We start from the raw sequence: 16634 nt of genomic DNA, 5'->3' as shown, positions 1-16634 counted from the left end.
ATTATCATTAAATCAATTAAAGTAAGTATCTTTGCCTCCAATTATGAGACGAATCTTACTATTATATATAATCTTTTCCGTTATAGGTTTGACAACTGTCCATGCACAGTTCGATAATGGTCGCCAGAGAGTGGACGAGAACGGATACGACCAATACGGTAACCAGGTGGACCCTGCCATGATTCCGGACAGACTGGATAGTGCAAATGTAGAAGTACAGGGGTTACCTCCGAAATTATATATGTGGCGTATTAATAATCAGTTGGGCGACCGGACTATCATCCCGGCGGATACTGTTTATCACCACTTCCAGAATTCAAATCTTACCGAAGGACTTACCGGACATTATAATTATCTGGCCAATATGGGTTCTCCCCGTATGTCACGCATCTTCTTTGAACGTCGTGATCCGGAACCGACTATCTTTATGGAGCCTTTCTCCAGTTTCTTTATTCGTCCTACGGAGTTCAATTTCACCAATAGTAACGTACCTTATACCAATCTGACGTATCATAAAGCCGGTAATAAAATAAACGGAGAAGAACGCTTTAAGTCTTATTTCTCTGTCAATATAAACAAGAAGCTGGCTTTCGGTTTTAACATAGATTACTTGTACGGACGAGGATATTATAATAACCAAAATACGGCTTATTTCAATGCGGCAATTTTCGGTAGTTATATCGGCGACCGCTATCAGATGCAAGCTATATACAGCAACAATTATCTCAAAACAAATGAAAACGGAGGTATTGAGGACGACCGATACATCACTGCTCCTGAAGAGATGGCACAAGGCCAAAGAGAATATGAATCAACCAATATCCCGACTGTACTAAGCGCCACAACCAACCGTAATCATGACTTTTATGTATTCCTGACCCAACGTTACAATCTGGGATTCAGCCGCGACATACCGCAGGCCGAAAATGACACTACTCCCGCCAAACAAGAGTTTGTGCCGGTCACTAGTTTTATACATACCATTCAGGTAGAGCGTGCACGTCATAGTTTCAACTCTGATGATGACATGCGTGAAAAGAACTATTATCAAAACACCTATTTGGAACCGGATAATCCGATTGCCAGAGACAGTACTACCTATATGGGTATCAAGAATACCATAGGTATTGCTCTACTCGAAGGATTCAATAAATATGCCAAAGCCGGACTCACGGCATTTGCTTCCTATAAAATCAGCAAGTATACTCTTATGAATATGGAGGGGAATCCGTTGCCCGACAAATACAATGAAAATGAAATATTTGTTGGAGGCGAATTATCCAAACGTGAAGGAAATGTACTTCATTACCATGCCATTGGTGAAGTGGGACTCGCCGGAAAAGCAATCGGACAATTCAATGTAAAAGGAGATATCGACCTTAACTTTCCGTTATGGAAAGACACTGTGAGCCTTATAGCCCGTGGTGAAGTCAGCAATAAGCTTGCGCCTTTCTATATGCGTCATTATCATTCCAAACACTTCATGTGGGACAATGATATGGACAAAGAATTTCGTACCCGTATTGAAGGAGAATTAAGCATTGCACGTTGGAGAACACGTTTGAAGGCAGGAGTTGAAAACATAAAGAACTACACTTATTTCAACCAACAAGCAGTGCCGGAACAGAAAAGCGGAAGTATACAGGTGTTGTCAGCAAGTCTTAATCAGGACTTCAAATTGGGAATCTTCCATTTAGATAATGAAGTAACCTGGCAAAAGTCCAGCGACCAGACCGTATTGCCTTTGCCTGATCTTTCGCTGTATCACAATTTCTATATGCAGTTCAAGCTGGCAAAGAAAGTGCTTAGTGTACAATTGGGTGCCGACGTGCGTTATTTCAGTAAATACAATGCACCCGCTTATATGCCGGCTATCCAAAACTTCTATTTGCAACCGGAAAATGACCAGGTAGAGATAGGAGGTTATCCGATCGTGAATGTATACGCAAACTTACACCTAAAGCGTACACGTTTCTATGTAATGATGTATCACGTGAATCAAGGTATGAGCAGCCCGAATTACTTCTTGGCTCCTCACTATCCTATCAACCCGCGTGTACTGAAATTCGGTCTTTCATGGAATTTCTATGATTAACAAAATCTATATGGCTTATGGTAACACGCCCCAAATTGAGACTGGCCAGATATTTAGTGCCCGTAATCATTGTATTGGCAATCATCTTTTCTATCCGCCAATGCAGTAATCAGGAAAAGCCGTCAGGACACCCGCGTGATTATGCAGCCATTGCCAAAGAAGGTATATTGCGTGTAGCGACTGAATATAACTCGATCAGTTTCTACGTGGACGGCGATACCGTTTCCGGTTTTCATTACGAGCTGATACAGGCTTTTGCCCATGACAAGGGATTGAAAACCGAAATAACACCCCTGATGAGTTTTGAAGAACGGCTGGAAGGATTAAGCGAGGGACGTTACGACGTAATTGCCTGCGGTATATTAGCTACCAGCGAACTGAAAGACTCTCTGCTCCTCACCTCTCCCATCACGCTCAACAAGCAAGTGCTCGTGCAACGGAAAGAAAACGGAGAAAACGACTCACTCCATATCCGTAGCCAGCTGGACTTGGCCGGGCGGACACTTCACGTAGTAAAAGGGTCTCCTTCTATTCTGCGTATTCAGAATCTAGGTAATGAAATCGGCGATACCATTTATATCAAAGAAATAGAGAAATACGGTTCCGAACAATTAATCTCAATGGTAGCTCATGGGGATATCGACTATGCCGTTTGTGACGAAAGCATCGCACGCGCGGCCGCCGATTCCATCCCGCAGATAGATATAAATACAGCCATCAGCTTTACACAATTCTACTCATGGGCAGTCAGCAAACAATCACCCGCTTTACTCGATAGTTTGAATGCATGGCTGGATAAATTCCAAAAGGAGAAAGAATACCAGAAGATTTATAAAAAGTACTATGATAAAGAATAACCTTATCATTTTACAGTTCAGAAGAAAACAATCAAAAACAGAATGTAAGATAGATATATTCATGTCTATTTCCAGAAATAAACTCCCAAAGACTTGACTTTCGCTTTCGAATGTTGTATCTTTACAGAGTTAATGATAAAGTAGTTTTAATTAAACTACATGCAAAGGAGGGAATCGCGATTCTCTCCTTTCTTTTTATCCAGCCGGGAAAAACCTCTCCCCGCCCCGGCTTTTCCTTGCGCTTTGCCCGGTGGTTATGGTTCTTCAGCCGGAGGATCAGCAGTGTTCACCTTGCTTCTTACCGAAATGAAGTATATATCCGCCTCAAACAGACGTTCTGTTTGCCTGAAACAGAGCCTCTGTTCCGATAAAACAGAGCTTCTGTTGAAACAAAACATAATGTCTGTTTTCCAACTGTCCCCGCTAAGTTAATAATCAATAAAGTTGCTCTTGACAAAAAATAGCTTTATCTTTGGGGTTTGTTAGAACAGACACAATAGGTATATTATATTATGAGTGAAAAGATTATCAAATGGGGCTTCATTGGTTGCGGAGAAGTAACCAAGACGAAAAGCGGTCCCGCTTTCCAGAAAGTAGAACATTCGGAAGTCGTAGCCGTGATGAGTCGTGACGGCGCGAAAGCGAAAGCGTATGCCAAAGAGAGAGGAATCAAGAAATGGTATGACGATGCACAGGAGCTGATAGATGATCCGGAAGTAAACGCTGTCTATATCGCCACTCCTCCTTCTTCACACGCTACGTATGCCATTATGTCCATGAAAGCGGGTAAACCGGCCTATATTGAGAAGCCAATGGCGGTGACGTATGAAGAATGTACCCGAATCAACCGTATATCCAATGAAACGGGAGTTCCCTGTTTCGTAGCATACTATCGCCGTTATCTTCCTTATTTCCAGAAAGTAAAGGAATTAGTAGAGAACGGGACGATCGGCAACGTTATCAATGTACAAATTCGTTTTGCCCAGCCGCCACGCGATCTGGATTACAATCGTGATAATCTTCCCTGGCGTGTGCAGGCTGATATTGCCGGAGGCGGCTACTTCTACGACCTTGCTCCGCATCAGATTGATTTGTTGCAGGATATGTTCGGTTGCATCCTCGAAGCAAGCGGTTACAAGAGTAATCGCGGCGGGCTTTATCCTGCCGAAGATACATTAAGCGCCTGTTTCCAATTTGACAACGGACTGGTGGGTAGTGGTTCCTGGTGCTTCGTAGCCCATGATTCTGCCCGCGAAGACCGCATAGAGATTATCGGTGACAAAGGAATGATTTGCTTCTCCGTCTTTACTTACGAACCTATCGGACTACATACCGAGAAAGGACGGGAAGAAATCTGTATCGGCAACCCGGAACACGTGCAACAGCCTCTTATCCAAGCTGTAGTAGACCACTTATTGGGTAAGTCGGTTTGCTCTTGTGACGGCGAAAGCGCAACGTTGACTAACTGGGTAATGGACAAGATCTTAGGTAAGCTATAACCCTAAAAAAAGCAAAAAAAAGTTCCTTCTTTTTCCGGATTCTGCCGGTATTGTTAAAAAATAAATAGGGACATCCCATTGTATATTGTTAGTTTTTTCTATCTTTGTAGAAAGAAGCAAAGAAGAAATGAAACTAACAATATATTTTTTGTGCCATGACTAAAGAAGCTTTAATGAGAAAAGCGATCGAGCTTTCAAAAGAAAATGTTGAAAATGGTGGAGGTCCTTTCGGTGCTGTGATTGCCACGAAAGACGGAGAAATAGTTGCAACAGGAGTTAATCGTGTCACTGCATCTTGTGATCCTACGGCTCACGCCGAGGTGAGCGCTATACGTGCCGCAGCTGCCAAACTCGGAACATTTGATCTTAGCGGATACGAAATCTATACTTCCTGCGAACCTTGCCCCATGTGCCTGGGTGCTATTTATTGGGCACGCCTGGACAAGATGTACTATGGAAACAACAAGACCGATGCCAAGAACATCGGCTTCGACGACTCTTTTATCTATGACGAACTGCAACTGAAACCTGAAGACAGAAAGCTGCCTTCCGAAATCCTACTACATAATGAAGCCCTTACTGCCTTCAAAGCCTGGGTGGCCAAAGAAGACAGAGTAGAATATTAGAAAACCTCTCACTATTATTAACCTATTAATTACCCTCAAATGAAAAGAAAAAGCCTTTTATTTGTTATGGCATCAGTATGCCTGTTCAGTTGTCAACAGCAAGAAGAACTGCAAGATCCCAGTAAAGGAGTGATCGACTTTTCTACTTCTATTGACCAAAGTATCAACAATGCTCTTACTCGTAACAGCAGTAGTCTGACACTTCCGTTAAAGAGCAATTTCGCTGCCGGAGATGTCATCTCCATGTCCGTTGCCGAGCAGGATTATCATCCGTTTGCCATAGGCATGGATAGCCAGACTTGGAACGAAGCAGACACCGATTCGGAAACGGTTACTTTCTATGCTCATTATCCTGAATTGACCGACGAAGCTGCTACTACCAGATCATTGAGCAGCCGCTATCGTGAAATCAAGGGTGGCTTAGAATATTTGTTCGGTACAGCCCAAGCCAACAAAGGTTCTAAGAATGTTGCTCTTACATTCAAGAGAATGACAACGCCCGTCGTTCTGCTCGACGAGAACAACCAGCCGTACGAAGGTAGAGCAATCGTTAAACTGTTCTTGAAAAACAAAGGTGTGCAAGACCTGTTCAGCGGTAAAATCGAAGCTGACCCCAATGCAAAACCGGAATACATTGATATCCGGAAAGTATCTGAAGGTATCTTGACTAACTTGATTCCACAGATCATCAAAGCCGGCGAGAAAATAGGAACGGTTATCCTGGAGGACGGTAAAGAAGAACCTATCATCGCAGAGGAGGACATTACCATAGAAGCCGGAACTCCTGTTGCGGTAAAAATGTACGCAAGACGCGGAATCATTGACGAACGAACTCCACTATTCAGATAAGACTGAAGAATAAAAAGTGATACTAATAAAAATCCCCGGAACCGCTGTAGACACTCAGCATTCCAGGGATTTTTTACACACAAAAGTTATTATTGAAATTGAAAACTGTCTTTTTTAGGTTAGAAACGCATACCTACGGTAAACAACACTTGACTGCGTGTATTCGTAACTTTCGTTGCTTCCGGTGAACCAATGACTGTACTACCATCTTCATCTGTAAATCCATTCACAAACGGATAGAAGTTTTCTTTATATGTAGAGAACTTATAAGCCAAATCAGCATAAAACATTGATCCACGATAGCCAATACCCAATGTATAATTACTCATTGATTTAGAGTTAGCAAAGTCTGTATCTGTCTGAATAGAGTTATACGGCAGATCCTTGAAAGCATCCTGATGGAAAGCAGCCGTAGTATAATTATAACCTGCCCGAAGAGCGAACTCCGGAATAACCTTATATTCCAAACCTAAACGAACTGTATTAACTCCCTTCAACATGGGTGTCGTGCTATTCTCAAACTCAAAAGAAGAAGAGTAACCATCCGGATCCTTAAACTTCATAGAAGAATAATCCTGATATTCGTATTCAGCTCCTAAAGCAAGACTCTTACCTACTGTATATCCCAAACTTACATTGTAAGTCCATGGAGTCTGGAAATTGAATGAACGAATCATGTCAGCTTTCCCGGGAACATGATCCCAAGTCTTTACTACATCACCACTCATCTCTCCAGTTTCCTCATTAATCACATCTGACGCAATTTGCGCACTTGTCTTATAATCTAAACTATAAAAGGTCGGAGTATGAACTGCCAATCCAATACGGAAAGGTGAATATTCGAATGGACGAATGATTGCTCCGAATTTTACATCAAAACCGGACCCCGTAATCTTATTCCAACTTTGCAAGTCATACCCTTCATTACTTTCATAGACTTCTTCATAATATGTGTACTTACTGTAATCAACAGAATATGCACCAAGAGTCAATCCTAAATACACCCGGTCATTGATATTGAACGAAACATTAAAATCATATTGGTCAATACCACCGCGCTCTTCAGAACGAAAATTAGCATTTCCATAAGGGAACATTCCTCTATAATCTCCCGGTGAAACATACAAAGGCTCACCCTTAAAATTATTAATTGGGTTTCCGTCCTTATCAGTATAAATATTATTAGGCTTACCTGTTGCAGGATTAATCTTATCCGTCGTTATATCTGTTATTACCCAACCATCATATCCTAAAACAGAGAGCCAGCCAATATTCGGATCATCATAAGGATTGTCGCCCCATCCCTCAATGCCTCCAGCTTGCGAAGCCATGAGGAAAGTTTGGGAATAGTCGCCCAGGTTGCCCTTCATATCCATATTCTTATAGAATGACTTTGCTTTATGATAATTAAATCCAAAATTCACAAAGCGCAAAGGAGTATTATTCCCGATCTTTGAAGCAAATACGAAACCGATATTATCAAAAGAGGCTCTTGACTTATCTGAATTCAGTTTGTTATCCAAGTATTTACTTTCGGTTCCATAGGCTGAAAACCCGAAAGAGGTCATCACATCACTACTACGGAATAGTCCAATGCCGGCAGGATTCGTGCCCATAGTGGATATATCTCCACCTAAAGCTCCCATGGCACCACCCATACCTACAAAACGAGCAGTTCCGTTTAAATCTTTTCCGGTCAGTTTGGCACCATCATAAACTGTTTGTGCTACAACCGGAGTTGTTGATGCCAACAACCCCAATACAGCTAGAGTAAATATCTTTTTCATACCTTTCATTCCATTTAATTAAACACCTGACTTCCTATCTTCTGCTACTACGGGAAGAGCCGCCACCCCCACCAGAAGATCTGGTAGAACCACCGCCACCGGAAGAATAGCTACCACGTGAACTACTACCGGAAGAAGCCGGTGAATAACTCCGTGAAGAAGAAGAGGAACGAGAAGTTCCATAAGAAGATGAAGAACTTCGGCTCTCGCCGGAATAACTACTGCGCGGGGCTGTTGAACTTCCACGACTATAAGAGGATGATCTTGTGCTGCTACCAGTAGTACTTCTCGAGCTTGATGAAGAACGAGAATAAGTAGAACTTGCTCCACCACTACTCCGTGTGCTACTCGGGCGGGAATAAGTACTGCTACTACGACGTGATGAACCTTCTACTCGATTAACAGAACTGCCTGAAGTACGAGTACCTACTACACGTCTTGCAGAGCTTTCTCCTCTACTATAAGAAGAAGATGCACCGGAAGAACGAACTGAAGAGCCACTACCTGATCGGGTTACACTTGAACCATACTGACGAGACGAGTTTCTGTAACTGCTTTGTCCAGAAGAACGACGGTTTGTATAGGTAGGACCTGTCCAACGACCGCTTCCACCTCCGCCCCAGCCCCAGCTAGGACCACCATGCCAGTGGTGATGATGTCCCCAATATCCACCGCCATACCAGCCACCCCAGTAGCCGCCGCCCCAATAACCGGGGTAATATCCCCAAGAGTAGTAAGGACGATTCCATCCCCAGCCATAGTTCCATCCCCAGCCGTAAGAGCCATAACGCCAATCCCACCAAAGCGGGTTACTGAACGTCGGGAATGCATAAGCATACATACCATCGGTATATACGTTCCAGTCCCATGAATTCGGACCGTAAACTACATCCCAGTACAACGGACTGCTGATACTGATAGCAAAACGCGGATTGCGGAAACGGATGATACGTTCAGCGTATTCATAGTCGTCTGTTGTACCATTGAATTCGCCCGTCACCCATTCTCCGTCCAAATCCGGATTAGATTTTTCTTTTATATATAAGGTATCATTATCCATTACGAATTCATTTTCACGTGCATCGTAACGGCGGTTATATTCATCCACATCCCGTGTTCTTCCCTTACGGTCCTGAACAACCACTGTAGTACCCGGTGAAGTATAGATGTTAGTCGTCACCTGTTTCTTCGGTTCCTTCTTAACTGGAGTTTCTTTCTTCTCCTGTTTGTCTTTAGAAGGTACGAAGTAAAGGTCGTCATCAACGCTTTGTGCAAAGATACCTATCGGAAGGCACAAGGCAAATAGCAAGAAATAAACAATCTTTTTCATATCATCTCGGTTTATGTAATTACTTAAACTTATTCACGTTACAAAGATAAGGAAGAGATTTTTCGTCCGGGGGAGATTTTCCCCAAAGGATAATAGGGAAATCCCTATTTCTAACTATCTTTGTAGAAGATACAACGCTCACCGGCATAAAGTTCAGGCAAACTTGACTTTCTATACCCGGATTGCTGTATCTTTGCACATTATTCACCAGCATTAAAAACAATTATGAAGTATTTTGAGTTCACATTCCGCACCCAGCCTTGTACCGAAACCGTCAATGACGTACTGGCTGCCATACTGGGTGAAGTAGGATTTGAAAGTTTTGTTGAGTGTGAAGGCGGACTGACCGCATATATCCAACAGACATTGTGTGATGAAAACGCCATCAAGATTGCCATCAACGAGTTTCCCCTACCCGATACGGATATTACTTATACATATACCGAAGCGGAAGACAAGGACTGGAACGAGGAATGGGAAAAGAATTTCTTCCAACCCATCATTATCGGAAACCGATGTGTGATCCACAGCACTTTCCACCAAGATGTCCCCAAAGCGGAATATGACATTGTCATCAATCCTCAAATGGCCTTCGGAACAGGACACCACGAAACTACCAGCCTCATCATTGAAGAATTATTGGACAGCGAACTGAAAGATAAATCCCTGCTCGATATGGGCTGCGGAACTTCGATTCTCGCCATCCTCGCACGTATGCGGGGCGCACGTCCCTGTACGGCCATCGACATTGATGAATGGTGCGTACGAAACTCCATCGAAAACATCGAATTGAACCACGTAGACGATATTGCCGTATCACAAGGAGATGCCTCGTCGCTTGTAGGAAAAGGACCTTTCGACGTTATCATCGCCAACATCAACCGGAATATATTACTGAATGACATGAAGCAATATGTTGCCTGTATGCATACGAATTCCGAACTCTATATGAGTGGATTTTATATAGACGACATTGCCGCCATCCGCGAAGAAGCCGAGAAGAACGGACTGACTTTCGTTCATTATAAAGAGAAGAACCGTTGGGCAGAAGTGAAATTTATTTATAAAGGATAAGAGCCAACAAATATCTTTAAAAGAGAAAGCTCCCTTATCATTAAAAGATATAAGAAAGCAAGCAAAAATCGCAGTCGATATACGCTATAAACAAGCGTTAGACTCCAGATTAATGCAGAAAAAATATAGTGACGGTATACGCTTGGGATAGTGACGCTATCCATAGCATATACCGTCACTATTTGCATCGGATAGCGTCACTATCTTATAAAGAGAAATAAAGTCGTTACGCGAACTCTTTTTTGACTTGTTGGCACCATGCTTTGATTTTCTTTTCCGCCTGTTCGGACTGATTATCCAAATCGACAACCAACCCGCACCACTGCTCGCCACGTAAAGCCTTTGAACGTTCGAAAGTGTAACCTTCGGAAGAAGTAAAACCGACCAAGGTAGCCTCATCCTCTTCAAAGACTTCTGCCAGCAACCCGATTCCATCCGCAAAATTCTCCGGATAGCGTATCTGATCTCCCAAACCGAAGATAGCAACCTTCTTACCTTTCAATTTCATTGTCCGGAGTTCCGGCAACAGTTCGTCCCAATAAGTAGGAAGTTCCCCGTCAAACCAAGTGGAAGCACCCACAATGAAGCAGTCATAAGCAGCAAAATCATTCTGCCAGGCCTGCTCGATAGGCACTACTTCTATCTTGTCTTCACCAAACTCTTTCTGTATTTTCTCTGCCACCCAACTCGTTCTTTCGGCTTTGGTAGCATAAAACAAACCTATCTTTTTCATCATTCTTATCTTTTAATATTCCAATAATTTCCGTGCAGCTTCGTATATCTTAGCTTCGTCCGGCAAAATTTCTTTTTCCAGTATCGGATTGAAACCGACGGGAGTAAACGTAGAACCGACACGCTGCACCGGTCCGTCGAGATAACGGAACATTTCCTCACCAATCATTGCTGCAAGCTCCGCACCGAAACCGGAGAATACTTTATCTTCATGTACAACCAATGCTTTGCTGGTCTTCTTGACCGATTCAAATATTGCCTCTTTATCCAGCGGAATCAGAGAACGAATATCGATCACTTCTACTTTCCAACCACCCTCTTTCTCCAATCGTTCGGCGGCATGCAGACAGAAATGGGTCGTATTTCCGTATGTGATAATACTCAAATCCGTACCCTCACGGCGGATACGTGCTTTTCCGAAAGGTACTTCAAAGTCTTCCGGCACCACGGTGGCGGCTTCTACCGAATTATACAATGCTTTCGGTTCAAGAAACAAAGTAAATCCCTTAGAGCGCATACTAGTACGTAACAATCCGGCTGCATCATCGGCAAAAGAAGGGCAGACAATTCGTGCTCCCGGCAATGTAGTCAAAGCTCCTTCTATATTTTGAGAGTGATACAGCCCTCCACCGATATAACCTCCGGAAGCCAACCGCAGCGTTATATTCGGGGCAAACTTACCATTGCTGCGCCAATACTCATGCGTACATTCTACATATTGTTCTACGGCAGGCCAGAAGTAATCAGCAAACTCCGCTCCCTCTATCACGACATGGATTTTAGGATCAAAGCGGCTCATTCCGTTGGCAGTGCCTACAATATAATCTTCGGCAATCGGCGCACTGAACACACGGGCTTCGCCGAATTCCTGCTGCATCCCTTTGGTGACATTAAACACACCGCCTTTCTCTCTGTTTGCTACGTCCTGTCCCCAGATAAACGTATCGGGATTGTAGCGGAATTCGGCTTTCAATGTCTCGTTAATGGCATTTACCAGGAAGGTCTTTTCGCCCTCTGCTTCATGAGTACCTTCTTTGTACTTTTGCGGTTGATAAGGTTCGGGCATCACAAAATCGTAGATGCTCTTAGGATCAGGATCGGGAGCAGCCAACGCTTTTCGGTTGGCAGCCGACAGTTCTTTCTTTGCGTCAGCTTCGATCTGTTGCAACTCTTCCTCCGTCAGGCGTTTGTAACGCAACAACATCCGGCGGAATTTCATTAGCGGATCGGCATCTTTTACGTATTCCAGTTCGTTCTCATCCCGGTACAGGGTATGTTTATCCGAGTTGGAATGGGAACCGATACGAACACAATTGGCCTGCACAATCACCGGGTTACGGGTTTCCCTTGCATATTCGTGAGCTTCGGTCATGGCATTCATCGAATCGAATACATCTTTTCCATTGCAATAGATGATTTTCAGGTTCTTGAAACCGGAGAAGTTCTCGGCTACTTTGCGGTTGGCTGTCTGTTCCGATTTAGGGACAGAGATACCATATCCGTTGTCCTGTATCACAAAAATCACAGGAAGACGTTCAAGGCTGGCGCCATTGATAGCCTCATATACAAATCCTTCGGAAGTGGCAGATTCTCCGTGAGAAGTGATGGCGACTCCTTTATGTCCATAATATACCATTGCCCGCGCCACACCTGCCGCATGAAGGTCATGCGTTCCCGTAGCGGAAGAAATGTTTTCGATGTGCCATTCCGGTTTGGCGAAATGGTTCGACATGTGACGTCCGCCGCTACCCGGGTCTGTCGCTTTCGAGATACCATTCAGGATGATTTCTTCCGGAGTCATTCCGGCAGAAAGTACAGTCAGCATATCGCGGTAGTAAGGAAACAGGAAGTCTTCGCCCAAAGTGAATACCTGACCGATGGCAAGCTGAATACCATCATGCCCCGCGTAAGGAGCATGATAAGACCAACCCAAAGATTGCAGCAGGTATGACGGTGCTTTTTCATCCAAAGCACGCCCCAATGTCATCAGATGATACCACTTTTTCAGGGTTTCTACATCTGTCGTTTTTATATCATATTTCTTTTTCATAGTGAATGAAGTTCTTAATGAGTGAAACAATCAGTTATCAGCCTTGCCAGTTTTCGAGGTAGTCGGCTATAAAGTGGAGGAAGTTACCTCCCAACATTCCATCTACTACCCGATGGTCGTAAGACAAAGACAGATACATTTTATGACGGATGGCAATCGTATCGCCTTCCGGTGTTTCTATCACAGCAGGTTTCTTCTCGATATACCCTACTCCCAAAATAGCAACCTGCGGCTGATTAATAATCGGTGTACCGAACAGGCTCTTGAACGTTCCGAAATTGGTAATAGTAAATGTACCGCCATCAATATCTTCCGGCATTAATTTATTATCCCTTGCTTTCAGGGCTAAAGAGTCAATGGCAACTGCCAGGCCGTTCAGATTCAAACGATCGGCGTCATGCACCACAGGCACAATCAGATTTCCATCATTCAGAGAGACGGCAATACCTACATTGATATGTTTCTTAAAGAGGATGTTATATCCGTCTACCGACACATTCACTTGAGGATAGGCTGCCAATGCTTTCGCTACGGCCTCGGTTATCACAGGCATATAAGTCAACTTCACTCCTTCGCGACGGAAGAAAGCATCTTTATTCTTTTCGCGCCAACGCACCAGTTTGGTGACGTCTACTTCTACCACATTGGTTACATGAGGAGATACTTTCTTAGACATAACCATGTGGTCGGCAATAATCCGGCGAACACGATCCATCTCTTTCACTTCAACTCCAGGCATGGCAACAGGAGCAGACGATTTGGATGAAGTAGCAGCCGACTGTGCAGCAGGGGCAGATGCAGCCGGAGACGTTTTCGGAGTTATCGGTTCGGGAGCAACAACCACCGACGGTTTGTTTGCAGCCGGAGCAGCAACAGCAGAGGTCGGCTTCGGTTCAGCCATATCGCCTCTTTTTTTCTTTTCAATATAGTCTTTTATATCTTTCTTACTCAATCGCCCTTCATAACCTGTACCTTGTATAGCATCCAACTCTTCTTTCGGAATCTTAGCTTCCCGCGCCAACTGAATCACAACAGGAGAATACCAACGTTCTTCCTCAACAGCAACGGGTTTCGATGTATCAACGGGGGTTGATGCAGTATTCACTGATTGACTCTTAGCAATGTCTGCTGCTGATTGTGATGTTCCGGAAACATCAGCGGCAACCTGACTGGCATCAGCTCCTTCGTTTGTGGCACCTTCGCTTGCCGGCTCCGTACCGGATGATTCTTCGCCATCCAAATCAATAATAGCGACAACTGTTCCTACAGCAACGGTGTCACCTTCCTTATATAAAATCTCCACCACTTTTCCCGCTACGGGAGAAGGGATTTCTGCACTTACTTTAGCAGTATTCACTTCAAAAAGCACATCGTCTTCCTGAATCATGTCACCCACCTTTACAGACCAAGAGACAATGGTCCCTTCGGTTATACTCTCGCCTAACTTAGGCATTTTTATTTCGAATTTTGACATAGACAATAATTTTATTATTCAACCTTAGATATATTACAACAATGGGCTGAAATAGAAAGTTTTAAGTTAAGTAAATTTTAACCGGATGCCAATCGGTACAAACTGTACATCAACGGCTATATATCCACTCTTTCTGAATATATTTCTCTTCCCGGAGCTGATTGATGGCTTCTATCTCCTCCTTAGTGAAAGCACTGACAGATTGCGACTTACTGAAATACTGAAAAGCCTTTCCTTTAAAATCAGTGACAGTCCCCACCGACAAATGCCTGCGAATATTAGTTACCTCACTCCGAACGGAAGGAACAGCATATACAGACGACAACGTTTCATCATCGACCATCGGTTCCGGATTCAATGCTTGATGCAACGCTGTAAGGTCCGTATCATACAATAGCGTGCAATGATACAATACCCGATCCTTGTACAGGCATTGCGCACTTCCTGATATTTTCAATCCATTCAGATAAATCCCCAATCGTTCGCCTCCTGTTGCCATCAGTCCCATAGAGTTCAGGAAATCCAACGTCCGCTGCAAATACGTGACAAACTCCGGCAAGCGGGGAGTCGTTTCTATAAAAGTCAGATTGACATTGCCCAAATCATGGTACACTGCTCCCCCACCGGAAAAACGACGGGCAACATGTACCTGCTCCCGTTCCGCCCATTCCTGATCGACTTCCGACCGTAACCGCTGATGCTTCCCTATTACCACAGAAGGAGTGTCCTGCCAAAGCATGAAAATGTCTTCATTTCCCTGCTTCAACAGATATTCTTCTGCAGCCAAGTGAAAGTAAATATCAGTAAACGGAGTATAGATACATCGAATCATAGGTCAGACAGAATAAGAGTTAAAACATAATCTCGTGATAAATCTCTCCGACCGTAGGATGCGGGAATACAGTCTTCTGAAATTCTTCCACCGTATAGCCTCTCTGAATAGCAATACCTGCGATCACAATAAGTTCTGACGCCGGATTTCCCAATATGTGGCAACCGATGATCTTCCCTTCTTCATCCTGAATCAGTTTACAAAGGCCGTTTCCCTGTTCATTCTCGGCTACAAACCGACCGGAATAAGCCATCGGCAATTTGGACACACGGTAAGAAAGTCCTGATTTTATCAGTTCTTCTTCTGTCTTTCCCACTCCTGCCACTTCGGGATTGGTATAAACAACTCCCGGAACACAATCGTAATTCATCCGGTCTTCCACTCCCAAGATATGATTGATAGCGACTTCCGCTTCACGAATAGCGGTATGTGCCAATAAAGAATAACCTGTAATATCCCCACAAGCATATACACGGGGATGCGAAGTCAACAGATGTTCATCTACTTTGACCCCGTTCCGATGCAATTCTATATTCAGCTTGTCCAGCCCCACTCTGGATAAATTTGCCTTACGGCCTACACTAAGCAAGATTTTCTCCGCTTCAATAGTGGAAACTTTTCCTTCTTTTTCTATCACGACTCCATGAGCGTTCACTTCCACTACTTTCGTATTCAAATAGAAAGTGACTCCCCGTTTGGCATATTCGGCGCGAAGCATACCGCTCGTTTCCTTATCCATCGCTCCCAAAATCTCCGGCATCATTTCTACCACATGCACCTTTACTCCCATGCTGTTAAAGAAAGAAGCAAATTCCATCCCGATCACTCCACCGCCAATAATAACCAGCGTTTTGGGAAGTTCTTTTATCTCCAACGCCTCCTTGGAAGTCCAATAACTGACTCCCGACAATCCCGGTATGGGAGGAATCACTGTATCGGAACCGGTACATACCAGCAAGTATTTCACGGAATAGGTTTCTCCATCACAGGTGATGCGGATCATCCCCTCGTTCTCTCCTTCTATAAAAGCTTCTTTCTCCACGATCGTCACTCCGTAAGAATTCACAGTCATCTTCACGCCACCCGTCAACATTTTCACTGTTTTGTCTTTGCGGCTCATAATCTTGGATAAATCGAACGAAGGAGATTCGGCAGAAACGCCATATTTGGAAGCACTTTTGATGCTATCCAGTATTTTAGCAGAATATAACAAAGTTTTAGTAGGAATACACCCCTCATTGAGACACACTCCACCCATTGCCTTTTTCTCAAAAAGAACGGCTTTTAATCCGTTGGCCCCTGCCCGTTCGGCAGCTGTGTACCCGGCAGGACCACCACCAATAATAGCTATATCAAAGTTCATAATCGTATCTTTTTTAGTAATAATACGATTATAACAAATGAGAGAAGAGATAAGTTGTTGGGAAAA

Annotated in this window: 13 protein-coding genes; 6 read left to right on the top strand and 7 right to left on the bottom strand. The window is 43.8% G+C overall.

The genetic code is table 11. The features are described 5' to 3' along the window. Positions 1 to 43: 43 nt before the first annotated feature. The 5 genes from KTR06_RS13795 to KTR06_RS13775 all read left to right on the top strand — a co-directional run bounded on the left by KTR06_RS13795 (position 44) and on the right by KTR06_RS13775 (position 5926). Positions 44 to 2095, top strand: a complete 2052-nt coding sequence (locus KTR06_RS13795) for a putative porin (protein ID WP_217290433.1) — start codon at positions 44 to 46, stop codon at positions 2093 to 2095. Positions 2096 to 2112: 17 nt separating this feature from the next. Beyond that, complete coding sequence (locus tag KTR06_RS13790; RefSeq protein WP_217290432.1) at positions 2113 to 2952, top strand: transporter substrate-binding domain-containing protein; 840 nt, start codon at positions 2113 to 2115, stop codon at positions 2950 to 2952. Positions 2953 to 3464: 512 nt separating this feature from the next. Further along, on the top strand, positions 3465 to 4451 hold the full coding sequence (locus KTR06_RS13785) for a Gfo/Idh/MocA family protein (protein ID WP_004325616.1): 987 nt from the start codon (positions 3465 to 3467) through the stop codon (positions 4449 to 4451). Positions 4452 to 4606: 155 nt separating this feature from the next. Then, positions 4607 to 5077 (top strand): nucleoside deaminase, encoded by a 471-nt coding sequence (locus KTR06_RS13780; protein WP_004314961.1) that lies wholly within the window; start codon positions 4607 to 4609, stop codon positions 5075 to 5077. 39 nt (positions 5078 to 5116) lie between these two features. Next, positions 5117 to 5926 (top strand): fimbrillin family protein, encoded by an 810-nt coding sequence (locus KTR06_RS13775; RefSeq protein WP_217290431.1) that lies wholly within the window; start codon positions 5117 to 5119, stop codon positions 5924 to 5926. A 119-nt stretch (positions 5927 to 6045) separates the two neighbouring features. On the opposite strand, the gene KTR06_RS13770 is transcribed toward KTR06_RS13775, so the two are convergent. Both KTR06_RS13770 and KTR06_RS13765 read right to left on the bottom strand, forming a co-directional pair. Next, positions 6046 to 7713, bottom strand: a complete 1668-nt coding sequence (locus tag KTR06_RS13770; RefSeq protein WP_217290430.1) for an outer membrane protein transport protein — start codon at positions 7711 to 7713, stop codon at positions 6046 to 6048. A gap of 34 nt (positions 7714 to 7747) precedes the next feature. Continuing rightward, entirely contained in the window at positions 7748 to 9043 is a 1296-nt protein-coding gene (locus tag KTR06_RS13765; protein WP_217290429.1) for a hypothetical protein, read from the bottom strand. Positions 9044 to 9268: 225 nt separating this feature from the next. Here KTR06_RS13765 and prmA point away from each other — a divergent pair, with 225 nt between their 5' ends. After that, positions 9269 to 10117, top strand: a complete 849-nt coding sequence (gene prmA, locus KTR06_RS13760; protein WP_004314966.1) for a 50S ribosomal protein L11 methyltransferase — start codon at positions 9269 to 9271, stop codon at positions 10115 to 10117. 226 nt (positions 10118 to 10343) lie between these two features. Here prmA and KTR06_RS13755 read toward each other — a convergent pair whose 3' ends face one another. The 5 genes from KTR06_RS13755 to lpdA all read right to left on the bottom strand — a co-directional run bounded on the left by KTR06_RS13755 (position 10344) and on the right by lpdA (position 16568). Further along, positions 10344 to 10850, bottom strand: coding sequence for a flavodoxin (locus KTR06_RS13755; protein ID WP_118408101.1), 507 nt, complete (start codon positions 10848 to 10850; stop codon positions 10344 to 10346). A 12-nt stretch (positions 10851 to 10862) separates the two neighbouring features. Continuing rightward, positions 10863 to 12899 carry a thiamine pyrophosphate-dependent enzyme gene (locus KTR06_RS13750; protein ID WP_008774897.1) on the bottom strand — a complete coding sequence of 679 codons (2037 nt, stop codon included), beginning with the start codon at positions 12897 to 12899 and terminating at the stop codon, positions 10863 to 10865. A gap of 37 nt (positions 12900 to 12936) precedes the next feature. Then, positions 12937 to 14373: a dihydrolipoamide acetyltransferase family protein gene (locus KTR06_RS13745; protein ID WP_151923068.1), complete on the bottom strand. Its 1437-nt coding sequence runs from the start codon at positions 14371 to 14373 to the stop codon at positions 12937 to 12939. Positions 14374 to 14482: 109 nt separating this feature from the next. After that, positions 14483 to 15205 carry a lipoate--protein ligase family protein gene (locus tag KTR06_RS13740; protein WP_141409110.1) on the bottom strand — a complete coding sequence of 241 codons (723 nt, stop codon included), beginning with the start codon at positions 15203 to 15205 and terminating at the stop codon, positions 14483 to 14485. A 19-nt stretch (positions 15206 to 15224) separates the two neighbouring features. After that, positions 15225 to 16568: a dihydrolipoyl dehydrogenase gene (gene lpdA, locus KTR06_RS13735; protein ID WP_141409109.1), complete on the bottom strand. Its 1344-nt coding sequence runs from the start codon at positions 16566 to 16568 to the stop codon at positions 15225 to 15227. Between the last annotated feature and the right edge of the window lie 66 nt (positions 16569 to 16634).

The organism is Bacteroides sp. MSK.20.12 (assembly GCF_019052435.1).
GTDB classification, from domain to species: Bacteria; Bacteroidota; Bacteroidia; order Bacteroidales; family Bacteroidaceae; genus Bacteroides; species Bacteroides xylanisolvens.
Note: the sequence above shows the minus strand (reverse complement) of the source record. Positions and strands in the feature narration are given on the sequence as shown.